Annotated in this window: 24 protein-coding genes and 3 pseudogenes; 17 read left to right on the forward strand and 10 right to left on the reverse strand. The window is 75.7% G+C overall.

What is annotated here, in order from left to right:
* The first annotated feature begins 56 nt into the window (after positions 1–56).
* Positions 57–539: a hypothetical protein gene (locus ABZ858_RS11725; protein WP_361375245.1), complete on the forward strand. Its 483-nt coding sequence runs from the start codon at positions 57–59 to the stop codon at positions 537–539.
* Positions 540–590: 51 nt separating this feature from the next.
* On the opposite strand, the gene ABZ858_RS11730 is transcribed toward ABZ858_RS11725, so the two are convergent.
* From ABZ858_RS11730 to ABZ858_RS11750, 5 genes are all read right to left on the reverse strand, one after another.
* Positions 591–905: a hypothetical protein gene (locus ABZ858_RS11730; RefSeq protein WP_361375247.1), complete on the reverse strand. Its 315-nt coding sequence runs from the start codon at positions 903–905 to the stop codon at positions 591–593.
* A gap of 130 nt (positions 906–1,035) precedes the next feature.
* Positions 1,036–2,214, reverse strand: a complete 1,179-nt coding sequence (locus ABZ858_RS11735; protein WP_361375249.1) for a lanthionine synthetase LanC family protein — start codon at positions 2,212–2,214, stop codon at positions 1,036–1,038.
* Positions 2,215–2,281: 67 nt separating this feature from the next.
* Entirely contained in the window at positions 2,282–2,437 is a 156-nt protein-coding gene (locus ABZ858_RS11740; protein WP_361375251.1) for a hypothetical protein, read from the reverse strand.
* An 18-nt stretch (positions 2,438–2,455) separates the two neighbouring features.
* Positions 2,456–5,107, reverse strand: a complete 2,652-nt coding sequence (locus tag ABZ858_RS11745; RefSeq protein WP_361375253.1) for a lantibiotic dehydratase — start codon at positions 5,105–5,107, stop codon at positions 2,456–2,458.
* Between the two features lie 2 nt (positions 5,108–5,109).
* A complete protein-coding gene (locus tag ABZ858_RS11750) occupies positions 5,110–6,081 on the reverse strand; it encodes a thiopeptide-type bacteriocin biosynthesis protein (RefSeq protein ID WP_361375255.1) in 972 nt (323 codons plus the stop codon).
* A 500-nt stretch (positions 6,082–6,581) separates the two neighbouring features.
* Between ABZ858_RS11750 and ABZ858_RS11755 the strand changes: the two genes are divergently transcribed.
* From ABZ858_RS11755 to ABZ858_RS11785, 7 genes are all read left to right on the forward strand, one after another.
* The gene (locus ABZ858_RS11755) at positions 6,582–7,841 is read left to right on the forward strand and encodes a sensor histidine kinase (protein WP_361375257.1); all 1,260 of its coding nucleotides are present in this window, start codon (positions 6,582–6,584) and stop codon (positions 7,839–7,841) included.
* A complete protein-coding gene (locus tag ABZ858_RS11760) occupies positions 7,813–8,535 on the forward strand; it encodes a response regulator transcription factor (protein WP_361375259.1) in 723 nt (240 codons plus the stop codon). Before ABZ858_RS11755 ends, ABZ858_RS11760 begins: the two co-directional genes overlap by 29 nt.
* A 373-nt stretch (positions 8,536–8,908) precedes the next feature.
* Entirely contained in the window at positions 8,909–9,193 is a 285-nt protein-coding gene (locus ABZ858_RS11765; protein WP_361375261.1) for a zf-HC2 domain-containing protein, read from the forward strand.
* A gap of 367 nt (positions 9,194–9,560) precedes the next feature.
* On the forward strand, positions 9,561–10,046 hold the full coding sequence (gene crcB / locus ABZ858_RS11770; RefSeq protein ID WP_361375263.1) for a fluoride efflux transporter CrcB: 486 nt from the start codon (positions 9,561–9,563) through the stop codon (positions 10,044–10,046).
* A complete protein-coding gene (locus ABZ858_RS11775; protein WP_361375265.1) occupies positions 10,043–10,396 on the forward strand; it encodes a DUF190 domain-containing protein in 354 nt (117 codons plus the stop codon). The genes crcB (ABZ858_RS11770) and ABZ858_RS11775 overlap by 4 nt, the downstream gene beginning before the upstream one ends.
* The gene (crcB, locus tag ABZ858_RS11780; RefSeq protein ID WP_361375267.1) at positions 10,393–10,767 is read left to right on the forward strand and encodes a fluoride efflux transporter CrcB; all 375 of its coding nucleotides are present in this window, start codon (positions 10,393–10,395) and stop codon (positions 10,765–10,767) included. Before ABZ858_RS11775 ends, crcB (ABZ858_RS11780) begins: the two co-directional genes overlap by 4 nt.
* A gap of 46 nt (positions 10,768–10,813) precedes the next feature.
* Complete coding sequence (locus tag ABZ858_RS11785) at positions 10,814–11,164, forward strand: DUF190 domain-containing protein (protein ID WP_361375269.1); 351 nt, start codon at positions 10,814–10,816, stop codon at positions 11,162–11,164.
* Between the two features lie 696 nt (positions 11,165–11,860).
* Here the strand turns inward: ABZ858_RS11785 and ABZ858_RS11790 are convergent.
* From ABZ858_RS11790 to ABZ858_RS11800, 3 genes and pseudogenes are all read right to left on the reverse strand, one after another.
* Positions 11,861–12,310 (reverse strand): annotated as a pseudogene (locus ABZ858_RS11790) (SRPBCC domain-containing protein); the annotation flags it as partial.
* Positions 12,311–12,417: 107 nt separating this feature from the next.
* Positions 12,418–12,930, reverse strand: a pseudogene (locus ABZ858_RS11795) (hypothetical protein); the annotation flags it as partial.
* A gap of 34 nt (positions 12,931–12,964) precedes the next feature.
* A complete protein-coding gene (locus ABZ858_RS11800; protein WP_361375271.1) occupies positions 12,965–13,420 on the reverse strand; it encodes a MarR family transcriptional regulator in 456 nt (151 codons plus the stop codon).
* A gap of 147 nt (positions 13,421–13,567) precedes the next feature.
* Between ABZ858_RS11800 and ABZ858_RS11805 the strand changes: the two genes are divergently transcribed.
* The 6 genes and pseudogenes from ABZ858_RS11805 to ABZ858_RS11830 all read left to right on the forward strand — a co-directional run bounded on the left by ABZ858_RS11805 (position 13,568) and on the right by ABZ858_RS11830 (position 20,478).
* Positions 13,568–14,614, forward strand: coding sequence for a cytochrome c oxidase assembly protein (locus ABZ858_RS11805; protein ID WP_361375273.1), 1,047 nt, complete (start codon positions 13,568–13,570; stop codon positions 14,612–14,614).
* A gap of 781 nt (positions 14,615–15,395) precedes the next feature.
* Positions 15,396–15,647 (forward strand): annotated as a pseudogene (locus ABZ858_RS11810) (hypothetical protein); the annotation flags it as partial.
* A gap of 272 nt (positions 15,648–15,919) precedes the next feature.
* Positions 15,920–17,743, forward strand: coding sequence for a thiamine pyrophosphate-requiring protein (locus ABZ858_RS11815; RefSeq protein WP_361375275.1), 1,824 nt, complete (start codon positions 15,920–15,922; stop codon positions 17,741–17,743).
* 213 nt (positions 17,744–17,956) lie between these two features.
* On the forward strand, positions 17,957–18,565 hold the full coding sequence (locus ABZ858_RS11820; protein ID WP_361375277.1) for a glycoside hydrolase family 15 protein: 609 nt from the start codon (positions 17,957–17,959) through the stop codon (positions 18,563–18,565).
* 12 nt (positions 18,566–18,577) lie between these two features.
* A complete protein-coding gene (locus tag ABZ858_RS11825; RefSeq protein WP_361375279.1) occupies positions 18,578–19,594 on the forward strand; it encodes an SDR family oxidoreductase in 1,017 nt (338 codons plus the stop codon).
* A gap of 302 nt (positions 19,595–19,896) precedes the next feature.
* Entirely contained in the window at positions 19,897–20,478 is a 582-nt protein-coding gene (locus ABZ858_RS11830) for a MarR family transcriptional regulator (RefSeq protein ID WP_361375281.1), read from the forward strand.
* Positions 20,479–20,602: 124 nt separating this feature from the next.
* Here ABZ858_RS11830 and ABZ858_RS11835 read toward each other — a convergent pair whose 3' ends face one another.
* Positions 20,603–21,922 carry an FtsX-like permease family protein gene (locus ABZ858_RS11835; protein WP_361375283.1) on the reverse strand — a complete coding sequence of 440 codons (1,320 nt, stop codon included), beginning with the start codon at positions 21,920–21,922 and terminating at the stop codon, positions 20,603–20,605.
* A gap of 3 nt (positions 21,923–21,925) precedes the next feature.
* Complete coding sequence (locus tag ABZ858_RS11840) at positions 21,926–22,717, reverse strand: ABC transporter ATP-binding protein (protein ID WP_361375285.1); 792 nt, start codon at positions 22,715–22,717, stop codon at positions 21,926–21,928.
* Positions 22,718–22,879: 162 nt separating this feature from the next.
* On the opposite strand from ABZ858_RS11840, the gene ABZ858_RS11845 reads away from it, so the two are divergent.
* From ABZ858_RS11845 to ABZ858_RS11855, 3 genes are all read left to right on the forward strand, one after another.
* Positions 22,880–23,563, forward strand: a complete 684-nt coding sequence (locus ABZ858_RS11845; protein ID WP_361375287.1) for an ABC transporter permease — start codon at positions 22,880–22,882, stop codon at positions 23,561–23,563.
* An 82-nt stretch (positions 23,564–23,645) separates the two neighbouring features.
* Entirely contained in the window at positions 23,646–24,320 is a 675-nt protein-coding gene (locus ABZ858_RS11850) for an ABC transporter permease (RefSeq protein WP_361375289.1), read from the forward strand.
* Positions 24,317–25,258, forward strand: coding sequence for an ABC transporter substrate-binding protein (locus ABZ858_RS11855; RefSeq protein WP_361375290.1), 942 nt, complete (start codon positions 24,317–24,319; stop codon positions 25,256–25,258). Before ABZ858_RS11850 ends, ABZ858_RS11855 begins: the two co-directional genes overlap by 4 nt.
* Position 25,259 lies beyond the last annotated feature (1 nt).

The following is a 25,259-nucleotide window of genomic DNA, read 5'->3' on the forward strand; positions in this document are numbered from 1 at the left end:
CAGGGTCGGAGCAGACGGCCGGCCGGGTGCGGCCGCCGGGAGGAAGAGGTGCAGTCATGAGCGAACCGTCGTCGTCGGCCGGTGGCCGCGACCGGCCGGAGCCGGGCGCCGCACCGGCTCCGGGCACCGGGAGCGCGACCGCCCGCCCGGGCCGCAACAGCGCCTGGGTCACCGGCGGAGTCACCTTCGCCGGCGTCCTCATGGTGGTCGACGGCGTGCTCTTCGTGCTCCAGGGCATCGCCGCGATCGCCAGGGACAAGGTGTACGTACGCCTGGACAACTACATCTACCGGATCAACCTCACGGGCTGGGGCTGGATCATCCTGGTGCTGGGCGTGCTCGCCGTCGTCGTCGGCTGCGGCGTCCTCGCCGGGGCGACCTGGGCCCGCGTGGTCGGCATCCTGCTGGCCTCGGTGAGCCTGGTGGCCCAGTTCGTGTTCCTGCCGTACGCGCCCGTCTGGTCCCTGTTCATGATGGCGCTCGACGTCTTCGTGATCTGGGCACTGGCGGTGTACCACCCCCAGCGACCGCGCCCCTGACGGCCCGTCCGCTGCTCAGCGGCGCGCCCGTGCTCAGCGGCGCGCCCGTCCTCAGCGGCGCGGCGCCGCGACCGCCCGTTCCAGGCGGCGCAGCAGCCAGGCGTCGACCGCCGCCCCCAGCGCGACGCACACGGCGTACCCGAGGGGCGAGTCGCCGGGCAGCACGAGCAGCAGCAGGCTGACCGGGGCCGTCAGGAACACCGGCCAGACACCGGAGAAGGACGCGTCCGCGTGGCTGACCAGCGTCTGGTCGATCAGCACCCAGACGCAGACGGCCGCGACCACCACCAGATACGCCGTGCTCATCCAGTGGGCGCGCAGCGTCGCGAGCAGAGGGGACGGACGGGAGGAAGTGTGGCTGTTCATGACGTCCTTTCGGGCTGCCGAACCGGTGGATCTCCAGTAGAACCGGTACCCCGTCCGGCGCACCTGAGTGCGGGAACTCAGACGGACTGAGTACGCCTGCCCTGACTCCCCCCGCACCCGAACCCGACGCTCAGCGCAGCCCCAGGCAGGCCAGCCAGGCGCGGGGCGCGTCCCGGTGGCCGGCGGTGAGCAGCGCGCCGAGGACCCCGGGCAGGCCGTTCAGCAGGTCCGCCGGCCAGTCGGCGGGCGGCGGAGTGGTGAGACGGGCGGTCACATGGGCCACGAGCCGTTCCTTGAGCGCGGTGGCCGCGGGCAGCCCGGCGTACCGGTCGAAGCAGTCGGCGACGGCCAGCACGCCCGTGGCGCCGTGGCACAGCCCGAGACGGTCGCCCGCGGAGTCGCCGAACAGGTGGAAGCCCTCGTCGTAGTGCTCGGCGAGCGTGGTGAAGGCGGCCGCGGCCCACTCGGCGGCCACCGTGTCCCCGAGGGCGTCCGCGGCGTCCCACAGCGCCCAGGCGACGCCGGGTGTGCCGTAGCACCACGCCTGGCGGGGCTGGGCCGCGCGCGGCGGCGGGGTGCCGAGGTCGGCGCCGGGCCAGGTGCGCACGCACCGGTCGTCGTCGTGGGCCCGGCGGATCAGCCAGCGGGTGGCGCGGGTCAGGGCGGGGGCGAGCGCGGCATCCGGTGCGCCGCGGCGCAGGGCGGCGGTGAGCGCGGCGGCGACCCCCGCGACGCCGTGCCCCATGCCGGTGTTGATCCGGCCGTGGCACCAGGCCAGGTGCGGGTGGTGCGCGTACTGCCCGGTGCGCAGCCGGGGCAGCTCCTTGTCGTCGCACAGCAGCGCGAGGTGCGCGGCGAGCGGGCCCAGGCGTTCGGTCTCCGCCCCGGTCGCGCTCAGGGCGAGCAGCGTGCCGGCGGGGCCGGAGATCAGGTCGTAGTCGGGGAAGGCGACGTCATGCGTGCGGTAGTGGGGGAGGCGGTCGCCCAGGTGGGCGCCGAGCCGGTCGGCCACCGGGCCCAGCGCCGGGTGGAAGCGGGCGCCCAGGCGCAGTCCGACCAGGGTCCCGGCCAGGCCGCCGTCGTGCAGCCCGGGATGGGCCGGGCCGCGTCCGGCCGTGCGCGCCCAGGCGGCCACCGCGGCCGCCGCGGCGGGGGCGCCGTCCCCGGTCAGTTCCGCCAGGACGGGAATCCCGGGGTCGCCGGGGTGTCCGCCGGGCCCGGGCGCCGCGGCCCACTGCTCCAGGTACCGCACGGCGAGTGCCCGCGCGGCGCCGCCGGGGACGGCGGCCGAGCTGGTTCTCCGCGCCATCGGACGGGCTCCTGGGTCGGTCGTCGGGGCGGAGCCGCCCGGCGGGCGGGCGGCTCCTGGGATCGGGTCAGGCACAGATGACGACCGTGGCGCACACGATGATCGTGCACAGGCCGCTGCAGCCGGCCGTCGACGCGGACGCCGAGGGCAGGTCGCTGTCGCTGATCCGCTCGTCGAGGTCGCTGATCAGGGCGTCGAGTTCGGTGAGTTCGGTGTGGGTCATGGGACTTTCCCTTCTCTCTCATCGGGTGTGGGCCGCCCCGGCGGGCCGCCTGGCGGGCGGGCCGGGGACGTCTGAGGGTTCGTCGCAGGCCAGCGCGTTCGCGGCGGCGACGGCGAGCCGACCGGGGCGCTGGTCGTGCGGGAGCCGGAGGAGCAGTTGCGCCGCCACCGCCGCGCCGCCGTGCACCGGGTCGCGCAGCGGCAGTTCCCCGGGGGCCGGCAGCATCTCCTCCACCAGCAGCGCGCCGCCCGCCTGCCGGGCGCACAGCCGCTCGACGAGGTGCACGGCGGTCAGCGACAGGAAGTCCACCGGTACCGGCTTGCCGCCGGGGGCCGTGCGCACGAACGCGTGCCGGGGCAGCCGTTCGGCGCGCCGCAGCAGGGCGAGGGTGCGGACCTTGGCGAGCGGATCGTCGCCCGGCTGCCACAGCCGGGCCCGGTCGAGCCGCCAGGTCGCCGGGGCCAGTACGAGGTCGCCGCCCGCGGTCAGCCGGGGCAGCCGGTCCCGCTCGGGCAGCGCGGCGTCCAGCGAGTCCAGGCGGACCAGATAGGAGACGGCGGGGTGGCCTGCGGCCAGCAGCAGCCGGACCAGGGCGTCGTAGGGTGGGGCGGGGGAGCGGGTGGCGTGGTAGACGGGGACGATGCGCCGGCCGTCCGCCTCGGCGACGATCCGCCCCCGGCAGTGGCGCAGGCTGATCCGGTCCAGCGGCAGGTAGCGGCCGTGCCCGCCCGCGGACCCGTAGTACGGCGTGGGGTCCGGGTCGCCGGTCCACCAGCGGGTGGCCACCGGACGGCGCACGGCGTTGGCGGACCGCTCGTCGAGCGGCGGCACCAGCAGGTCGACGAACCGGACGCCGGAGCGCCGTTCGACGGCGGCGAGGAACTCGCGGTAGGCGTCGCCGTTGCCGTAGCCGCCGTACAGCGCGCGCAGTCCGCCGGCGAACCGGGCGTCGAGCACCCCGGCGGCCGAGGCGGTCTCCAGGACGGCCGCCGGTCCGCGGCCGCCGGCCGGGCCGAGCGGGCGCAGCAGGCAGTCGACCGGCCAGGACGGCAGGGCGTCCCGGTGCCGGGGCGCGCCCAGCGCGTCCAGCAGGTCGTGGTCCACGTCGACGTGCGCCGCGCCGGTGCGCGCGGCCGTGTCCAGGTGGTCCAGGAGGCGGGCGTAGGGGCTGCCCGGGTGGTGGGCGGGCGTCCAGCCCGCGTAGTGCCGGGCGGCCGGGGCCGGGGCGGCGGCGGGCAGCCGCTCCGCGAGGAACTCGGCGACGGGACGGGGCTGTTCGGTGATCCCGGCGAACTCGGGGCGTTCGTGCACCGGGAGCGGGGCGGGCCGGTCGGCCTCGCGCAGGGCGGCGATCCGGGCGGCGATCCGCAGGCCGCGCAGCACCCGCGCGGCCGCCTGCTCCGGCACCCGGGCGCCGGGGCCGGGCCGCCGGTAGGAGTCCAGGAACCAGCCGCCGGACCCGGCCCCCGGCGGCAGCCCCGGCAGCGCGTCCACGCCGGTGACGGCGTCGGCCGGGACCCAGCCGGCGCTGTACTGCCGGGGCGTCCGGCAGACCTGCACCACGCCCAGGGAGCACAGGTGCTGGAGGAAGCCGCGCAGCACGCCGGGCGCGGCCACCGGCGGCCCGGCGGGCGGCGCCAGCACGGCCGCGAGTGCGTCCTCCAGCTCGCCCAGGGGACGCGGGCCGTCGGCGAGCAGGGCCAGGACGCCCTCCAGGGCGGGGGTGCGGCGCAGCACGATCTGCCGCAGCCGCCCGGGTTCGCGCGGATCGACGACGTAACAGCGCACCTGGACCGGGGCGTTTCCGGGCGCGGGGGCGGCGGCCGGTTCGGTGAAGTGCAGGGGCGCGGGCGCCACCGGCGTCCGCGCGTCGGCGGTGCGCAGGTCCGGCGCCGCGGCTCCCGCCCTGACCAGGTGGATGTTCTCCACGGCGACGGCCGCGACCGCGCCGAGCGTGGCGCCGCGCGCGAGGAGCTGCGCCGGGCCGCCGGGCACCGGGGCCACCGGGAGCATGGCGACCTGGCCGGCCCAGCCGCGCGGTGTGGTCTTCACCGCCGCCCGGCCCAGCACCCGCCACAGGTAGGCGGACCGCTTGCGCAACTGCTTGCCCGACCAGGACCCGCCCGCGGCCAGCCGCCCCTCGACGTCCTCGGTGAGGCCCGGTGCCGCGCTGTCCAGGAACGCCCCCAGGAAGGGGCTGGCGCAGGCGGTCCGCCAGGCCCGCGCGGCGATGCGTTCCTGCTCGGCCGCGACCGCCTCCGCCAGGCCGGCCAGGGTCCGCGCGGCGGCGTCGGCCTCGCGGGTGAGGTCGCGGGCGCGGGCCGCGAGGGCGGCGGACACGGCGGGCGAGCGCTCCAGCAGGCGGTGGTCGGCCGCGCGCGGCGCCGCCCCGGAGTGCAGCCGCCGCCGCAGCGCGAGCACGGCGCCGCGGTCGGCGGCCGGCAGCGCGGGGTGCGGTACGACCTCGGCGCCCAGCCGGTCGCCCAGTTCGCGGGCGAGCGCCGCGAGCCGGTCCGTGGTGTCGGCGTGCCGGACGACGTCCGCGAACAGGCCGGGCGAGGCGGCCGCCGTCCAGGCCGCGCAGGGCATCCCGGCGACCCGCAGCAGCGCCGTGCCGCCGAGCCTGCGCTCGCCCGCCGGAGCGGGCACGCCGGCCGCTTGGTGACCCATGGTCAGCCCCTCTCCTCGTGACCGTCACCGGCCAGGGCCTCCGTGAGCAGGCACTGCCGGGCCGTGGAGAGCCGGCCCCGGTTCCAGTGGAAGATCACGTGGTGGGCGGCGGCCCGGCGGGCGCCGACCGTGGCCGCGCCGGAGGCGAAGTAGCGGGTGCGCCAGCGCTCCGCCGCCCGCTGCACCGCCGCCGCGCGCGGGCCGACCACCTCCCGCCAGCTCCCGGGCAGGGCCGCCAGGCGGGCCTCGCGGCTCTGGTGCCAGTAGGCGAGGATCCCGTCGGCGGCGTGCCGCCGCGCCTCGTCGCGCAGGCCGCCCGGCAGCCGGCGCCCGGTCTCCTCCCGTACGACCTGCCAGACCCCGCGGTGCTCCCAGCCCACGATGCCCAGACCGTCGAAGACGGCGGCCAGCAGCGCCAGCGACACCCGCCAGTCCGCGGGCGCCGGCTCGCCGCCGGCCCCGGTGTGCAGGTCCAGCCAGGCCAGGGAGTCGACGGTGAACAGCGCGTGCACATGGGCCATGGAACGGGGGCCGCCGAAGAGATAGGTCTCCGGTTCGTACACCTCGGCGACGGGCGGCGCCCAGGAGCAGTCCACGCCCGGCGGGGTCATCCGACGGCGCAGCGCGGTCCGCAGCTCCCGCGCCCGGGACGGCTCGGCGGCCTGGAACCGCAGCCGCAGCCCGGGCGGCTTGTGCATGAAGAAGAACTCACGGGCCAGCCCGGCGCCGAGCAACTCCCGCGCGGCGGCGGCCACATCCCCGTACGGGTACGTCCGGCCGGCCCCCAGCGGCACATTGAGCTGCACCCAGCCCGCGTCGGGCGTGTGCTCGCGCAGCGCCTGGAGTCCCGCCGTCAGGAACGCCCTGCGGGCCGCCGCGTAACCGGGGCCGTCCGCCGTCAGGGGGACCGCGGCCTGCGGCTCGGCGCGTGCGTCGTCCAGACAGTCCGCCAGCAGACGCTCGACCTGTAACATGCGGCCTCCTCGCAAGCGGTGGAAATCCACCGTTGTGATGTCCGGGCCGTACGCACACCAAAGCGCGAAAAGAATTCGTCATATCATCAACAGGAGTACGCGGGCGTATTCCGTTCTTTGCCACTTTCCCAGAGGTGCGCCGCAGACCCACCGGAGCCGCCCGCCGACACCCCGCCCTCGCCGTCCCGCGCCCCGCGACGCTCCGGCCCCCGCCGCCCCCGGCCGGTGACGCCCCGGCCCCTGGCGGCCCGCGCCCGGCGACGTCCCGGCCCCTGGAGTCCCCCGACCGGCGCAGACGCGACAGGGTGGCCGGATCCGCCGCCGGGGCCGCAGACATGAGCCGCGGCCAGGACGGCCGGGCCGTCCGGCAGAACGCCCCTGACCGGCCACGATCGCGTACGGACGCGACCACGCCCGCCCGTCGGGACGGCTGCGCCGGGCCACCCGGACGGCGCTGCGCCGGACCGGCGGCGCCCGCGCGGGGACCCTACGGTGGTGCCATGGCAGGGAGCGACGGCGGACGGCGCGCGGCACGCGCCCGGAGCGGCCGGTTCGACGCCTCGGCGTCGGCCGTGCTGTTCGTGCTGTCCGTGGTGGCCGCCTCCGTCGTCCCGCACGAGCACGAGTTCATCCTGCGCTGGCCCGCCGTCGTGCTCGCCGCGATCGGCTGCTTCGCGCTGCTGTGGCGCCGTCAGCACCCGTTCGCCGCCCTGGCGGTCGCCGTCGGCTGCGGGGTGGCCTTCCAGGTGCTCGGAGTGCGCGAGAGCCCACTGGTGACCAGCCCGGTCATCGTCTCCGTCTACGGGGTGGCCACCGGGACCAACCGGCGCACCGCCCTGACCGCGGCCTCGATCTCGGCCGCCGTCCTCGTCGGGACGGCCATGGTCTCCGACCCCGGCTCCTGGTTCTCCCCGGACAACGCGGCCATGCTGGCGTGGACGGCGCTGCCCGCCGCGGTCGGGGACGGGGTGCGCTCGCGCCGGGCGTACGTGGCGGCCGTCGAGGAACGGGCCGAGCACGCCGAACGCACCCGGGAGCAGGAGGCCCGCCAGCGGGTGGCCGCCGAACGCGTGCGGATCGCCCGGGAACTGCACGACGTGGTCGCCCACCACATCGCCCTGATCAACGCTCAGGCCGGAGTCGCCGTCCACCTGGTGGAGCAGCGGCCGGAGCAGATCCTGGCCGCGCTCAAGGACATCCGGGAGACCAGCCGGTCCGCGCTGGACGAACTGCGCATGACCGTCAGCCTGTTGCGGCAGTCCGACGACCCCGAGGCACCGCGCGACCCGATCCCGGGCCTGGCGCAGGTACCGGCCCTGCTCACCTCGTTCGAACGGGCCGGACTCGTCGTACGGCACACCCTGCGCGGCGCCTGCGCACCACTGCCGCCCGCGGTCGACCTGGCCGCGTACCGGATCGTGCAGGAGGCCCTGACCAACGTGCGCAAGCACGCCGGGGCGGACCACGCCCGGCTGTGCCTGCACTACCGCCCGCAGTGGCTGACGATCAGGGTCGAGGACGACGGCCACGCGCACCCCGGACCGCACGAGCACCAGCCGGGGACCGGCCACGGACTGATCGGGATGCGGGAACGGGCGGCCAGCGTCGGCGGCCGGCTGCGCGCGCGACCGCGCCCCGAGGGCGGCTTCACCGTCACCGTGGACCTGCCGCTGCGCCCCGGCGCGGCGGCCGAGGGCCCGCCGCCGGACACCCAGCCGAGGAGGGACGGGCATGACCGTCCGAGTGCTGCTCGCCGATGACCAGGCCCTGCTGCGGGGCACCTTCAAGATGCTGTTCGACTCCACCGACGGCATCGAGACCGTGGGCGAGGCGTCCGACGGCCGCGAGGCGGTGGAACTGGCCCGGCAGCTGCGCCCGGACGTGATCCTGATGGACATCCGGATGCCCGAGATGGACGGCCTCGCCGCCACCCGGCTGATCGGCGAGGACCCGGACCTGGCGGACGTCAAGGTGCTCATCCTGACCACGTTCGAGGAGGACGAGTACGTCGCCGAGGCGCTGCGCGCCGGGGCCGGCGGATTCCTCGGCAAGGGGGCGCGGCCCCAGGAGCTGCTGGACGCCGTGCGCACCGTGGCCGCCGGGGAGGCGCTGCTGTCCCCGCAGGCCACCCGGGCGCTGATCACCCGGTTCCTCGCCCAGCCCGAGCCGTGCCCTACGGTCGTGCACGAGCGGCTGGCCTGCCTGACCCCGCGGGAACGGGACGTGATGCGGCTCGTCGCGCTCGGGCTGTCGAACGATGAGATCGCCGAACGCCTGTTCGTCAGCCCGCTGACCGCCAAGACCCACGTCAACCGCGCGATGGCCAAGCTCGGCGCCCGCGACCGGGCCCAGCTCGTGGTCGTCGCCTACCACTGCGGCCTGGTCAGCGCGGCGGCCGAACCCGGCACGGACGGCCCCACGGTGTCGGGGGTGGGCGGCGGCACGGCACCCTAGGCGGCGCGGCACCGCGGGTGGCACGGCGCCCCAGTACGTACGCGGGCCCTGTCGTACGCACGTCGGCCCTCTCGTCTCGTACGCCAGTCCTGTCGTCTCGTACGCCGGCCCTGTCGTACGTCGCGGCCGTAGACGGGGCGGGCGGGTACTGCGGGCGCAGTACCCGGGAATCGCTGCACGGGGAGGACGCGCGAGGGGTGGCCGGTGGGCCAAGCTGGTTCACGGTCGGAGCCTTCCGCCGAGTACGGCGGCACCGCCCCGCACCGGGCCCGTACCACGGTCACCGGTGACGCGGCGCGAACCCCCAGCGCACCCAGCGCGGCCGGAACCCGCTCGCTCCGGGTGGTGGCTCCCGCACAGAAAGGACACCGCCATGTCCGCTTCGCTCCAGGAATGCCGCACGGTCCGCGACCTGCTCGCCGGACACGCCCTGAACGTCCTCGCCCCCGAGGAGGCCGACGCGGTCACCGCGCACCTGGCCGGCTGCACCCAGTGCCGCGACGAACACGACTGCCTCGCCGCCGTCGCCGGGCACCTGGCCGCGCTGCGCGCCCAGCGCCCCCGCACCCCGCGCCAGCGGCGCCGCTCCGGCCGCGCGGCCGCGGGCCCCTCGCTCACCCTGTCCCAGTGGGTGAACAGCCTCGCCTACGTCCGATGAGCGCCCCGGCCGGGGCACCCGGCAGCGGGGGCACACCAGCCGCCCCCGCTGTCCGGCCGTACGGGACCGGCTGCGTGGCGAGGACGACCAGGCGGACAAGCACGAGGGGTCAGGCAGGCAGGACGTACGAGTCGGACGAGGCGGTGAGCGGCCGGTTCCCGGGGCCGCGGGCCGGTTCCCGGGCGGGTCGTACGGGCCGCCCGGCGCCGTGTAGGCTGGCCGGACGCGGTGCCCGGTCGGGCGCCGCACGGCGGTGGGGCCCGCCGTAACCAACCGCGGCGACGGTGCCGCCAACGGTCCCTGCTTGCGACACGAGTGTGCCCGTGAGGTATGTGCGCCGGGCACGGTGCGAGTAGGAGAAGCCTGTATGGGAGAGGCACGGTCCCCGGTGGTCAACGAACCTACGGACCCCGATGTCGATCTTCACGTACCCGCGCAGCGGCGCGAGCTGCGACAGGGGCAGTGGCCGGTCATCGCGGCGGTCTCGGCCGGCGGCGCCATCGGTGCCGCGGCGCGCTACGGCGCGGGCCTGATCTGGCCGACCGCACCCGGCGCCTTCCCGCTGACGACCTTCCTGGTGAACGTGATCGGCTGCGCCGTCATGGGCGTCTTCATGGTCGTCATCACCGAGGTGTGGGCGGCCCACCGGCTGGTGCGGCCCTTCTTCGGCACCGGCGTGCTGGGCGGCTTCACCACGTTCTCCACCTATGCCGTGGACTTCCAGAAGCTGGTCGAGGACCGGCACGCCGGCACCGGGCTCGCCTATCTGGCCGGCACCATGCTCGCGGCGCTGGCCGCGGTGTGGACGGCGGCCACCCTCACCCGGCGCGCGGTCGCGTGGAGGCAGGCATGACCCGGCTGACCGGCACCGCCCTGCGCCTGACCGTCTTCCTCGGCGAGAACGACACCTGGCAGCACAAGCCGGTCTACTCGGAGATCGTGCACCGGGCGCACGCCGCCGGCCTCGCGGGGGCCAGCGTCTTCCGTGGCGTCGAGGGCTTCGGCGCGTCCTCGCTGATCCACACCTCCCGGCTGCTGTCGCTGAGCGAGGACCTGCCGGTGACGATCGTCATCATCGACACCGAGGAGCGGGTCCGCGCGTTCCTGCCCCAGCTCGACGAACTGGTCGGCCAGGGCCTGGCCGTCCTCGACGAGTGCGAGGTCGTGCGGTACACCGCACGCGACACCGAGGAGAGCGAGTGAACTGGCTGCTGGTCGTGGTGGGCGCGATGGCCGGGGCCCCGCTGCGCTACCTGACCGACCGCACCGTGCAGTCCCGGCACGACACCGTGTTCCCGTGGGGCACCTTCACGGTGAACGTGGCCGGCTGCCTCACGCTCGGCGTGATCACCGGCGCGGTCGCGGCGGGCGGTGCTTCCTCCCATGTGCAGCTCCTGCTGGGCACTGGGCTGTGCGGGGCGCTGACCACGTACTCCACGCTGTCGTTCGAGACCCTGCGGCTGGCCGAGGAGGGCGCGGGCTACTTCGCCGCGGCCAACGCGGTCGCCAGCATCGTCGCCGGTCTGGGCGCGGTCTTCACGGGCGCCGCGCTCGCCCAGTCCGTCTGGGGCTGAGCGCCACCGCCCGGCCTCCGGGCGCCCACCCGAGGAGAGTGCTCCGATGACCCCACACGAGATCACGGCGGTCCGGCTCACGGTCCACCTCTCCTCGGGCGCCATGTGGCACCACCGGCCCGCCTACGCCGAGATCGTGCACCGCGCCCACCGGCAGGGCCTGGCCGGCGCGACCGTGCTGCACGGCTTCGAGGGCTACGGCACCCATCTCAAGATCCACCACGACCGCCCGGCCCGGCTGCGCAGCCACAGCCCCTGCGCGGTCGTCGTCGTGGACGGCGAAGCGGCCGTACGGGCCTTCGTGGACTCCCTCGCGGACATCCTGTCCGTGAACGGCGTCGCGGTCCTCGACCGGGTACGGGTCCACCCGCTCCCCGGACGGAGCGGCGGAGGCTGAGTACCGTCTCGCCGCGGGCAGCGGCGGGCCGGGTCAGGCGCCGTCGAGGTGGCGGACGGCCAGTGCGGTGACCCGGGCGGCCAGGCCGGCCAGGGAAGGGTCCTGCCGCGCGGCCGCGTGTGCCAGCCGATCGGCGTCGGCCGCCCAGGCGCCGGTGGCGCGGTCCTCCCGCCCGATGCGGGCGAACCCGCGGTCCAGCAGCCCGCGGGCCTCGGCGTCCCGCCCGCGCGCCACCGCCTTGACGGCTCCGACGGCGTTGGCCAGCGCGCTGGCCGGACGGGACCACTCGTCCTCGCCGGCCCGCGCCGCCGGGTCGTCGAGGCCGTAGCGCGCGTCGTCGGCGACCGACTCGCCGCGGACGTCCAGGTCGAGCCGCCAGAACAGCGGCACCCCGGCCAAGCGCAGGAACAGCAGACGGCGCCGGTCGCACCGGTGCAGGTCCGGGTCCGCGCGGACGCTCTCGACCGCCCGTACCCGTTCCAGCGCCGCCACGGCGTCCGGCAGGCAGGCCGGGAACCGCGCGTCCGGCACCACCCACACGACGTCGATGTCGCTGAAGGCGTCGGCGGTCCCGGCCGCCAGCGAACCGGCCGGCCGCGCCCACGAGCCCGGACAGCACTCCTCCAACGCGGCACGCACCCCCGCGGCCAGCGCCGCGCGGCCGGCCACCGGCACCGGGGCGTGCGCCGCCGCCGGTTCGACGAGCCGGGCGAGCTTCGCCAGCGCCATGCGCGTACCCGTCTCGTTGTCGGCGGCGGGCACGGCGTCCGGGATCCCCTCGTGCACGATCAGCACATCGGTCCCGCCGCCCGCGTCGGCGAGCGTCGTCGTCACCGTCATGGTGCCGCGCAGCGCGGGATCGTCCGTCTCGAACGCGAGCACCTCCACCACCCGCTCGTCCGCCACCAGCTCCGTGAAGCGGCCGGCGTAGGTGTCGGTGCGCGCGCCCGACTTCCCGGTGCCGGCCGCGGTGTCGCGGTGGAGCGAGACGCGGAACCCGCCGCCCACGCGGGCATCGAACTCGTGCACGTGCCCGCGCATCCCGGCCGGTACCCGCCAGGCCGCGATCGCGTCGGCGTCCACCAGCGCCCGGTAGACCGCCGGCCGCGGGGCGCGCACGTGCCAGGAGACCCGGGTCGTGTACATGGCCTCAACGTAGCCCCTGTCCGCCGGGCACCGGGGGCGATCGCGGCCGGACGGCACGGACACGGGCCGCGGCGCGCACGCGGCGCGGCGCGGCCCGCGACGGTGCCGGCGCCGACGATGGAGGGCGCCTTGTCATGGGCGCCGACGGCGACGACGGCCGGCGGAACGGAGACAACCGGTGTAACGGACGCAAGGGCGGTGTGCCGGTCGTGGCCGGGGCGGCGATCGCGGTCAGCGACGGTTCCACGGGCTCGGGCCGGCCGTGTGCCGCTCCGCCTCGCGCAGCAGCCGGTGTCCGCCGGCGAGGACCGGGATCGCGGCCAGGAAGGTGGCCGCGCCCAGGTGGAACCAGGCAGAAGGGGACGCTGAGGTCGGTGGCGTCGGCCGGCTCTCCGGCCACGAAGGACGCCAGGCCGCCGCCGATGAAGCGCGGGAAGCCGTAGGCCGATGAAGCGCGGGAAGCCGTAGGCGGAGGCGGCCACCGGGCGCTCGACCGGCGAGACCAGCATGACGGCCTGCGTGGTGAGGGTGTTGTTGATGCCGATGAAGGCGCCGCTGACGATCACGGCCACGATCATCACGGTGGGGCTGCCCACCCCGGCGGCGATGACCGCGGCGAGGTGTTTCGTGCGGCTCGGGGTGGGCCGCGGTGCGTCAGGGGTGGTCGCTGTGGCGGTTCTCGATGGCGCGGGCCAGGGCGGGCAGGGCGATCCGCACCGCCTCCTGCTCGGGTCCGGCCATCTCCTCGACCAGCTCTTCCAGGGCCCGCGCGCGCTCGGCGCGGCGCTGCCCGAAGACCGTCAGCCCGGTGTCGGTGATCTCCACCAGCACCCCCCGGCCGTCGCTCGCGTCCGCGACGCGGCGGACCAGACCGGCGCGCTCCATGCGGGTGACCAGCTGGGTCATGTTCGGCTGGGACACGCGTTCGGCGCGGGCCAGGTCCGTCAGCCGGTACGGGCCGTCGCGGCCCAGCCTGCCGAGCGCGGAGGAGGCCGCCGGGCTCAGGCCGCCGGTACGGGCGCTTCGGCGGACGTAGCGGACCATCTGCTCCACGGCGACGATCAGGCCCTCGGCCGACGCCCCGCCCTCTTCCATGACCCGCTCATGCATAAGCTCATGATGTAGATACGTGTATGGGGAAGCAAGTTTCGGCGGCGGGCCGGGAGGCCACCCCGCCGCCCGGCGCGCGGCGGTGGGGCGCTACCGTCCCGCAGTGGACCTGTGCCGACTCGTCCCCCGGTGGGCCGAAGGAGAACAATGCGCGTGATCGCCGCCGCGGTGACCGATCCGGCGGGCGGGAGCCTGGCCGAGCCCACCGTGGGCCGACTGCTGTCGACCTGGCAGCTCGACCTGCCCGCGCTCGTGCTGGTGGCCCTGCTGGGCGGGCTCTACGGCTGGGGTGTCCTGCGGCTGCGCCGGCGGGGGCGGCCCTGGCCGGTGGCCCGCCTCGCCGCGTTCGTGCTGCTCGGTCTCGGCACGCTGGTGGTGGCCACGATGTCGGCTCTCGCCGTCTACGACCACGTCCTGTTCTGGCCGGCCGCCGTGCAGAACGTCCTGCTCGATCTGCTCGCCCCGCTCGGCCTGGCCCTCGGTGACCCGCTGCGGCTCGCCGTCGAGGCGCTGCCCGAGGAGCGGGGAGCCCGGCTGCGGCGGGCCGTCACCGGGCGGGTCGTGCGCGTGCTGACCTTTCCGCTGGTCAGCACCGCGCTGGTGCTCACCACCGAACTGGTCGTCTACTTCACGCCGTACTTCGCCACCGCCCTGCGGATCGGCTGGCTGCACCAGCTGATGTACCTGCACCTGCTGGCGGCCGGATGCCTGTTCGTCGTGCCGGTGCTCACGCACGAGGAGACGCTGCCCTCGTGGTGCACGCATCCGGTGCGCGCCGCGCTGGTGTTCCTGGACGGCCTCGTCGACGCCGTGCCGGGGGTCGTCGTGATGACGCACGGCACGCTGATCGCGGGCGCCTGGTACCTGCGCCACGCTCCCGCCTGGGACACCGACGTCCACCACGACCAGCAGATCGGCGGCGGCGCCATGCTCAGCATCGCCGAACTGGTCGCGCTGCCCTTCCTGCTGGCCATCCTGGTGCAGTGGGCCCGCGCCGAACGGGTCCAGAGCGCCGCCCTCGACCGCCGCCTCGACCGCGAACTGGTCCGCGCCACGGCCCCGGCCGGCGACCCCACCGGCACCCCCGGCACCTCCGGCCCGGCCGCCCGGGCCGCCGAGCGCGTACGCCCCTGGTGGGAGACCGAACAGAACGACGTGGCCGCGAGAATCCGCCGCCAACGCGACGACGACTGACCGACACGGCCGGGGCCTGACGCCGGGGCCGGACCACGGGGGCTTCGGCCTCTCGGGCCGAGCGTGGAGGCTTGGGTTTCGGCTTTTCCGGTCCGAGCGTGGAGGCTTGGGTTTCGGCTTTTCCGGCCCGAGCGTGGAGGCTTGGGCTTCGGCCCCTCGGGCCCGAGCACGAAAGCTTGGGCTTCGGCCTCTCGGGCCCGAGCGTGGAGGCTCCGGCTGCTCGCAACCTCCTGAGCGCGTATCCCGCCTCCTGGGCTCGGGTACGTGAATTCCGGCCACTCCGGCCCGGGCGCTCGCCTCCGGACTTCGGGTACAGGGCTCCGAACTCTCGGGTTCGGGGGTTCGGGCGTATGCGTTCCGGGCTTCTGGGCCCGGACGCGTGGGTTCCTGACTCTCCGGCCTGCCCACAGTCGCCCCGACCACGGCCTCCACCCGTGCCCGCCCGCCCACCGACCACCGCCGCCTCCACCCCCTTCATCACCCGATCGGCTCAGCACCCCCACTCCCACCAGAACCCCCGCGCAGCCGAAGGCCACCCCCAGTGCCCCGCACCCGCCCCGGGGCCGACCGGGGCGCGGGCCGACGGACCGGGCGTGCCCAGGGGCACCGACCCCGCCGCCCGCCCCGTGCCACGCCGTGCGCGGGAAATGGCGTCCTTGCACACTGCAAGAGCGGGTACTCGCGGGAGCGGCGGCGGCCGGGCCCGCCGGCCACGCGCGGCCCGTGCGAGGGCAGGGCCGCGACCGGACGCCCCGCTCGTCCCGGAAGGCGGTTGTCCCTGATGAGTCGCCCACCCACCTCCGACCGCCCCGCGCCGGACGTGGCCGCCCTGGCGGCGGCGCTGCGCGAGAGTGTGGACGCGGAGGTCCGGTTCGACGCCGGGAGCAGAGGCGCGTACGTCACGGACGGCTCCAACCACCGGCAGGTGCCCCTCGGCGTGGTCGTCCCGCGCAGCGTCGAGGCGGGCGCCGACGCGGTCGCGGTGTGCGCCCGGTTCGGCGCGCCGGTGCTCTCCCACGGCGGCGGCACCAGCCTCGTCGCCTCCTACGGCGGCTCCCTCTCCGGCGAGCACGGCGACGGCCGGTCCCGGGCGAACTGCGGTGAGCAGCCCGAACGCCTGGCCGTCCGGTCCGCGGGCCCCTCCCGCACGGCCCGGTGGACGGCCACCGCGGCCGCCGTGGGCGCCGCCGCTCTGACGGCCGCGGCCGCCGCGACGGCCGGCCGGAAAGCCCGCGACGTCCTGCGCCGCCCCTGACCGCGCCCGGCGAAGCCCGACGAACGCACCCTCCGGAAAGGTCCTCGAACATGTCGACGAAGGTCTCCGACCACATCCTCGAGCGTCTGCGCGACTGGGAGGTGGAGTACGTCTTCGCCTACCCCGGCGACGGCATCAACGGGCTGCTCGCCGCCTGGGGCCGGGCCGACGACAACCCCCGGTTCATCCAGGCCCGGCACGAGGAGATGGCCGCCTTCGAGGCGGTCGGCTACGCCAAGTTCTCCGGCAAGGTCGGTGTGTGCGCCGCCACCTCGGGACCCGGCGCCATCCACCTCCTCAACGGCCTGTACGACGCCAAACTGGACCACGTCCCGGTCGTCGCCGTCGTCGGGCAGACCAACCGCAGCGCCATGGGCGGCTCCTACCAGCAGGAGGTCGACCTGCTGAGCCTGTACAAGGACGTCGCCTCCGACTTCTGCGAGATGGTCACCGTCCCCGAGCAGCTGCCCAACGTGCTGGACCGGGCGATGCGCACCGCCATGGCCCGCCGCTCGGTGTGCGCCGTCATCGTCCCCGCCGACGTGCAGGAACTCGACTACTCGCCGCCCGGGCACGCCTTCAAGATGGTCCCCTCCAGCCTCGGCATGCCGCACTACGCGCCGGTGCCCGCCGCCGACGACCTCACCCGCGCCGCCGAGGTGCTCAACGCGGGCGAGAAGGTCGCCATCCTCGTCGGGCAGGGCGCGCGCGGCGCCCGTACCGAGGTCATGGCGGTGGCCGACCGGCTCGGTGCCGGCGTCGCCAAGGCCCTGCTCGGCAAGGACGTCCTCGACGACGACCTGCCCTACGTCACCGGCTCCATCGGCCTGCTCGGCACCCGCCCTTCGTACGAGATGATGGAGAACTGCGACACCCTCCTCGTCATCGGATCGTCCTTCCCCTACACCCAGTTCATGCCCGAGTTCGGGCAGGCGCGGGCCGTGCAGATCGACATCGACCCGCACATGGTGGGCCTGCGCTACCCGTTCGAGGTGAACCTCGTCGGCGACGCCCGCGAGACGCTGGACCGGCTGCTGCCGCTGCTCAAGGGCCACAAGGGCAAGAGCTGGCGCAAGCAGATCGAGAAGGACGTCGCCCGCTGGTGGGAGGTGATGCGGCGGCGCGCCGCCGTCGACGCCGACCCGATCAACCCCGAGTACGTCGCGCACGCCCTGAGCGACCTGCTGCCGGAGAACGTCATCCTCGCCGCCGACTCCGGCTCGGCCGCCAACTGGTACGCCCGCCACCTCAGGCTGCGCGGCGCGATGCGCGGTTCGCTCTCCGGCACGCTCGCCACCATGGGGCCCGGCGTGCCGTACGTCATCGGCGCCAAGTTCGCGCACGGCGACCGGCCGGCTATCGCGCTGGTCGGCGACGGCGCCATGCAGATGAACGGCATGGCCGAGCTGATCACCATTCAGAAGTACTGGCAGGAGTGGGCGGACCCGCGGCTGATCGTGGCCGTCCTCAACAACCAGGACCTCAATCAGGTCACCTGGGAGATGCGCGCCATGTCCGGCGCCCCGCAGTTCCTGCCCTCCCAGTCGATCCCCGACGTCGCCTACGCCGACTTCGCCCGCTCCCTGGGCCTCAACGGCATCCGCGTCGAGAAGCCCGGCGACGTGCAGAGCGCCTGGGAGGCCGCGCTGCACAGCGACCGGCCCTGTGTGCTGGACTTCGTCACCGACCCGGCCGTCCCGCCGATCCCGCCGCACGCCGGCCTGGACCAGATCGAGGCCGCCGCGACCTCGATCCTCAAGGGCGACAGCGACCGGGCCGCCATGGTCAAGCAGGGCTTCAAGGCCAAGGTGCAGGAGTTCCTGCCCGGCGGCCGGCACCGCGAGGACCGGCCGGGGACGGAGGACCGCCGGTGAGCGAGCGCCGGTACGGGGCGGGGGAGGGCACCGCGGTGCCCGCCCTCACCACCGCGGTGCCCGCCCCCACCCCGCGGCCCCGGCCGGCGCACGGCAGGGCCCCGGGGACATGAGCGCCCCCTCCTTCCCCCCGCACGCCCTGCACGACTACGCGCTGCTCGCCGACGGCGAACGCGGCGCGCTGATCGGACCGGACCGCGCGATCGACTGGCTGTGCGCCCCCACCTGGCACGACGACCCTGGACCCACTCCCGGCTCACCTGCGTCGCCGCACTGCGCGCCCTGGCCGCGGCCGCCCCGCGCGTGCCGCACGCCGACACCTGCCGCCGGCTCGCCGACACCGTGCTCGCCCACACCGCGGCGACCGCCGTGCACACCGACGGCCACTGGCAGCGCACCCCCGACGACCCCCAGGTGGACGCCGCCCTGCTGCTGCCCGCCCTGCGCGGCGCGCTGCCCGCCGACGACCCGCGCACCCGTGCCACCCTCACCGCCTGCCGCGAGCGGCTCGGCCAGGACCACTTCCTCTACCGCTTCCGGCACGACGACCGCCCCCTGGCCGAGGCCGAGGGCGCCTTCCTGCTGCGCGGCTCCGTGATGGCGCTGGCCGAGCACCGGCAGGGCCACGAGGTCCAGGCGCACCGCTGGTTCGAACGCGACCGCGGCGCCCGCGGGGTCTCGGGCCTTTACGCGGAGGAGTTCGACATCGCCCAGCGGCAACTGCGCGGCAACCTCCCGCGGGCCTTCGTGCACGCCCCACTCCTGGAGACCGCCGCCCGCCTCGCCGAAGACCCCGAGCCGCCGGCGCGCCCCGCCGGGTAAGGAGCCCGAGCCATGCCCCAGACCGTCGTCATCACCGGCGCCAGCGCCGGCATCGGCCGCGCCACCGCGCGCCTGTACGGCAAGCGCGGCGCCGACGTCGTCCTGCTCGCCCGCGGCCGGGCCGGACTCGACGCCGCCGCCAGGGAGATCGAGGCGCTCGGCGGCCGGGCCCTGGTCCAGGTCACCGACACCGCCGACGCCCGGCGGGTCGAAGCGGCCGCCGACGCCGCCGAAGCGGCCTTCGGACCCATCGACGTATGGATCAACTGCGCGTTCAGCAGCGTCTTCGCACCCTTCGAGGAGATCACCGCCGAGGAGTACGACCGGGTGACCCAGGTGACCTACCTGGGCTTCGTCAACGGCACCCGCAGCGCGCTGAAGCGGATGCTGCCGCGCGACCGGGGCACCGTCGTGCAGGTCGGCTCGGCCCTGGGGGAGCGGTCCATCCCGCTGCAGTCCGCGTACTGCGGCGCCAAGCACGCCGTCAACGGCTTCACCTCCTCGCTGCGCACCGAACTGCTGCACCGGGGCAGCAAGGTCCGGGTGACGGTGGCACAGCTGCCCGCCGTCAACACCCCGCAGTTCTCCTGGGTGAAGTCCAGGCTGCCCAGGCACCCGCAGCCCGTCCCGCCGATCTACCAGCCGGAGGTCGCCGCCCGGGGCGTCGCGCACGCCGCCGACCACCCCGGCCGCAAGCAGTACTACATCGGCGCCGGCACCGTGGCCACCCTCTGGGCCAACCGGCTGGCCCCCGCCCTGCTCGACCGCTACCTGGCCCGCACCGGCTTCGACTCCCAGCAGACCGGCCTGCGGCCACCGAGCGGCGAGAGCAACCTGTTCGCCCCCGTGGACGGGCCGGAGGGCGGTGACCGAGGGGCCCACGGCGTCTTCGACGTCAAGGCCCACAGCCGCTCCCCGCAGGCCGCCCTGGCCCGCCACCCCGCCGCCGTCGCCTGCGCGCTCGCCCTCGGCGGCGGCCTCGCCGTCACCGCGAGGACCGCGCTGGGCAGGCGCGGGCGCGCGGCGTGAGGAGATCCGCATGAGGAGACCCGCAAGTGCGGACCCGCCTGAGCAGACCCGGACGACCGTGACCGCCCCCGCCCGGTGCCGCCTCGACGAGGCGAGCGGCATGGCCGCCCCCAGCCGCCGCTGCCCGCGTCGGCGCGGTGCCCCGACCGGGCCCGTGCCGCGCCCCACGGGCCGGCCGCGCTCACCGGCCGGCCCGCACCGCGAGCCGCGGCGCCCGCCCGCGACCGGACGGGACGCGCTGGGAGCCACCCCGGCCGCCGCACCGGCACCCTCGTGAGGACACCGCCCCGGAAGGGGACACCATGCGACAGCGCGACCCCGGTCCCGGCCGGGACCCGGGCGACGGCGTACGACCCGCCGAGGCCGCCCTCGACCACGAGGCCGAGGAACTGAGCGCGGCCGTCCTGGCCGCCTCCCGGCTGTTCGTGGCGATCTCCGCCCGAGCCCTGGCCCGCACCGACGACTCGCTGACCCTGCCGCAACTGCGCGCCCTGGTCGTCCTGGACACCTGCGGGCCGGTCAAGCTCGTCGTGCTGGCCACCACCCTCGGCGTCAACCCGTCCACCGCGCTGCGCATGGTGGAGCGGCTCGAAGCGCTCGATCTGGTCGACCGCAGGACCAACCCGGCCAACCGGCGCGAGGTCGTGCTCAGCCTGACCGGTGCCGGGCGCGTCCTGGTCGGCCGGGTGCTCGCGCAGCGCCGCGCGGAGATCCGCCGGGTGGCGCGGCGGCTGTCCGCGCGCGAACGCGCCGTCCTCGTACCGGCCCTGCGCGCACTGGCCCGGGCGGCCGGCGAGACCGCGGTGGACACCGGCGGCGGCGCGGGCGCGGACCGCGGTGTCATGGACGACCCCCTGGACCCGGCCGCGCCACCGGAGCCGTAGCGGCGAAGCCGAGGGGGGCGACGGCACGGATGCCGTCGCCCCCCCCACAAGCCCCCCACAAACCCCCCACAAGCCCCCGGAAGCCCCCCACAAGCCCCCCACAAGCCCCCGGAAGCGGGACCGCTCACCCCGCGCCCGTCGCCCCCGTCACCGCCGCCACCGCCGGTGTCCGCAGCATCCGGCGGGCGGTGAGCAGGACGGTCCCGAGGACCACCGCCGCCGCGACCGCGACCACCGCCTGCCAGATCGCCAGGCCCTGCCGGGGCAGGAACCCGCCGGCGCGGACCATGGTGAACGGCACCGTCCCGGCCAGCGCGGTCAGCGTGCCGCCGAGGACCCCGACGGCGGTCAGCACCGCGCCCTCGATCCCGACCGCCCGCAGCACCTGCCCCGGCGTCGCACCCGCCAGCCGCTGCTGCCCGAACTCGCGCCGCCGGTAAGCGGTCGCCGCGTACAGGGAGTTGACGAGCATCACGCAGACGAAGACCACGACGATCCCGACGACGGTCAGGTTGACGGTCTCCAGGTTCTCCGCGTCCACCGACTTGACCGTTCCAAAGGCCCGGACCGCGTCGCTCTCCACCGCCTGCATGGTCAGCGTCGCCGTGGCCATGCAGGTGAACAGGGTCAGCGACATCAGGACCCCGGCCGACTCCTCGGCCCGCCGCCGCAGGTTCCGCACCGCCAGCCACCCGCTCGCGCCGCCCGCCGGCAGCCGCCCCAGCACCCCCTTGAGCAGCCGCGGCGCCAGCAGCGCACAGCCCACCGACAGCAGCATCGCCCCGTACGCGGGCAACGCCATCAGTGCCGCGTCGGTCGCCGAGCACGCGTACGTCGACAGCACCGACGCCGCCCCCGCCACCAGGGCCGCGCAGCCGAGGACCGTCCGGGACCGGCCCGCCCGGCCGCGCCGCCGCGCCGCGCGCCGCACCGCGAGGAACGCCGCGCCCGCCGCCGCGACCAGCGTGATCCCCACCCCCGACCCCAGCGCCATCGGGCCGAAGGCGTAGCCGACCGGACGGGCCACCTGGCCGCTGTCCTGGAACGCGCCGAGCAGCGCCCGCCCGCCCAGCGCCGCGGGCCCCACCGCGAGTGCCGCGCCCGCCAGCGCGACCACCACCGCCTCACCCACCACCATCCGCTTGAGCTGCGCGGGAGTCGCCCCCGAGCAGCGCAGCAGCTCCAGTTCGGCCGCCCGCTGCCGCACGCTCACGGTCAGCGCGGAGGCCACCGCGAAGAACACCAGCAGGGAGCCGTAACCGCCCACCACGCTCGCCGAGGTGGTCAGTGTCCGCGCGCTGACCTCGTCCACCCCGGGCCGGGCGGCCGTGTCGTGCAGCGAGCCGAACGCCATGATGATCGCCGCGCCGAGGAACGCGGACAGCAGCGTCGCGACGAACCGGCCGGGCCGGTGGCGGACCGACCGCCAAGCGAGGACCAGCATCGCTCACACCCCCGCAGGTACCGCGTCGGCCAGATGGGCGAGCCGCTCGGCGACCGCGTCGGCCGTCGGCGCGTGCAGCCGCCCGGCCAGCCGGCCGTCCGCCAGGAACAGCACCGAGTCGGCCCAGGAGGCGGCCACCGGGTCATGGGTGACCATCACCACCGTACGGCCGTGCACCCGCACCGCCTCCTGGAGCAGCCGCAGCACGTCCCGCGCGCTGCGTGTGTCCAGCGCCCCGGTCGGCTCGTCCGCGAAGACCACCCGCGGTTCGGCGACCAGCGCCCGGGCGATCGCGACCCGCTGGCACTGACCGCCGGACAACTGGTCCGGGCGGTGCCCGAGCCGGTCGCCGAGACCGACCGCCGTCAGCACCTGGAGCACCCGGGCCCGGTCCACCCGCCGCCCGGCCAGCCGCAGCGGCAGCACCGTGTTCTGCGCGACGGTCAGCGTCTCCAGCAGGTTGTACTGCTGGAAGACGAACCCGATCCGCTCGCGCCGAAATCGTGTCAGCGCGGCCTCGCCGCCCCCCGTCAGCTCCGCGCCGTCGACCGTCACGATGCCGCTGTCCGGCCGGTCGAGCCCGGCCGCGCACCGCAGCAGCGTCGACTTGCCGGACCCCGAGGGCCCCATGACCGCGGTGAACGTGCCGCGCTCCAGGGTGAGCGAGACCCCGTCCAGCGCCCGCACGGCGTTCTCGGCAGCGCCGTACGTCCTGCTGACCTTCACCAGCCGCAGCGCCTGGGCGGCCGGCTCCGCCCCCCGCGTACGCCGTGAGCCCGCGCGCACCATCGTCATCACCCCTCGTCCGGCACGCCCTGTGCCTCACCGACGAAGCTACGCAGCGCCCGGGCCCGACACACGGGGCGCAGCACCCGTCCGTCCGGGTGTACCCGGCGACACCCCCGGACGGATCACCCCAGCGCGCCGACCCCGCCCCGCGCCCGCTGGAATGGACGGGTGACCGCGCCCCCGGACGACTGCCTCGCCCGCAACGAGTGGCTCTGCGGCGCGTATCTGAGCACCCGCCGCCAGGTGCTGGCCGACGCGGTGCTCCAGCACCTGGAACTGACCGCCGTGTCGGTGCTGATCGGGCTCGCCGTCGCCGTCCCGCTGGCCGTGCTCGCCCGCCGCTGGACCTGGGCGGCCGGCCCGGTCCTTGCCCTCACCACCGTCCTCTACACGATCCCCTCGCTGGCCATGTTCTCCCTGCTGCTGCCGCTGTACGGGCTCTCGGCGACCCTGGTCGTCGCCGGACTCGTGCTGTACTCGCTGACCCTGCTGGTCCGCAACATCCTCGCCGGGCTGCGCGCCGTCCCCGAGGAGACCCGGCAGGCGGCCCGCGGCATGGGCTACGGCCCCGCCCGGCTGCTGCTCACCGTCGAACTGCCGCTCGCGCTGCCCGCCGCGCTGGCCGGACTGCGTATCGCCACGGTCTCCGCAGTGTCGCTGGTCACGGTCGGCGCGATCGTCGGCTTCGGCGGTTTGGGCAACCTCATCTACGCGGGCATGAACACGTACTTCAAGGCGCAGGTGCTCACCGCCTCCGTGCTGTGCGTGGTGATCGCCGTCGCCGCCGACCTGCTCCTGCTGGGCGTGCAATGGCTGATCACCCCCTGGGTGAGGGCGAGGCGGGGCACATGAGGACCGACAGGACCAGGACCGGGACCGGAGCCGGGGCCGGCGCCGGGATCAGAGCCGGGGCCGGGGGCCGGGGAGGCGCCGGATGGGCACCCTGACCGCCGCCTGGCACTGGCTGGCCGACCCCGCCCACTGGTCCGGCGACGACGGCATCGCCCACCGGCTGCTCCAGCACCTCGCGCTCACCGTCGTCTGCCTCCTCGTCAGCTGCCTGATCGCGCTGCCCGTCGCTCTGCTCCTCGGCCACCTCGGCCGCGGCGGCGCGCTCGCGGTCAACATCTCCAACGTCGGCCGGGCCGTGCCCACCTTCGCCGTGCTGGTCCTGCTGCTGCTGACCCCGGTCGGCGGCTGGGGCGAGGGACCCACGGTCGTCGCCCTGGTGCTGTTCGCCGTGCCGCCGCTGCTCACCAACGCCTACGTCGGCATGCGCGAGGTGGACCGCGGCGTGGTCCGGGCCGCCCGGGGCATGGGCATGACCGGCCGGCAGACACTGCTGCGGGCCGAACTGCCCCTCGCCCTGCCCATGATCATGAACGGGGTGCGGATCGCCGCCGTCCAGCTCGTCGCGACCGCCACCATCGCCGCGCTCGCCGGCGGCGGCGGCCTCGGCCGGATCATCACCGCCGGGTTCAACCTCGCCAGCACCCCGCAGGTCGTCGCGGGCGCCCTGCTCGTCGCGGTGTTCGCGCTGGTCGTGGAGGGCGTCTTCGAGATCGCCGAACGGCTGGCACCGGCCCTGGCCAGGGGCGGCGGCCGGTGACCGCCCGCCGGGCCCTGGCGGCCGCCGCCCTACTGACCCTCACCGCCTGCGCCACCGGCCCCTCCCTGGAGAACCGCGGCCAGGTCACCGCACCGCCCGGCGACAGCCGGCACCTGACCATCGGCTCGGCCGGCTTCACCGAGAGCGACCTGCTCGCCCAGCTGTACGCCCTGCTCCTGGACCGGGCCGGCTACCGGACCTCGATCCTCACCGTCGCCAACCGGGAACTGTACGAACCGGCGCTGGAGTCCGGGCAGATCGACGTCGTCCCCGAGTACGCGGCCACCTTCGCCGACTGGCTGAACGCCAAGACCCACGGCGCCGACGCGAAACCGGTCGGCTCGCCCGACCTCGGCACCACGATGAAGGCCCTGCGCGCCCTCGCCGCGCCCCGCGGCCTCACCGTGCTCCCGCCGGGCCCGGCCGTCGACCAGAACGCCTTCGCGGTGAGCGCCTCCTACGCCCGCAGGCACCGGCTGAAGACCCTGAGCGACCTCGGCGCCTCCGGCCTGAAGGTACGGCTCGCGGCCGGCGACGAATGCGTGCAGCGGCCGTACTGCGAACCGGGGCTGAAGAAGGTGTACGGCATCGACATCACCGGGGTGGACCCCAAGGGCGTCGGCACCACGCCGGCGAAGCAGGCCGTGCGCGACGGCCGCGACCAGATGGTCCTGACCACCACCACGGACGCCACCCTCGACGCGTTCGGCCTGGTCGTCCTGGCCGACGACAAGCACCTCCAGAACGCCGACCACATCGTCCCGGTCGTCAACCGCGCCCGCGCCGGCGGCCCGCGCGCCACCGGGGCGCTGGACCGGCTCAACGACGTCCTCACCACCGCCGACCTCGCCGCGCTCAACAGGCAGGTCGACAGCTGGCGCAGGCTGCCCTCCGACGTGGCCCGGACCTACCTGAAGGACAAGGGACTGCTGAAATGAC

Origin of the sequence: Streptomyces sp. NPDC047017 (assembly GCF_040644175.1) — a bacterium.
Lineage (GTDB): Bacteria > Actinomycetota > Actinomycetes > Streptomycetales > Streptomycetaceae > Streptomyces.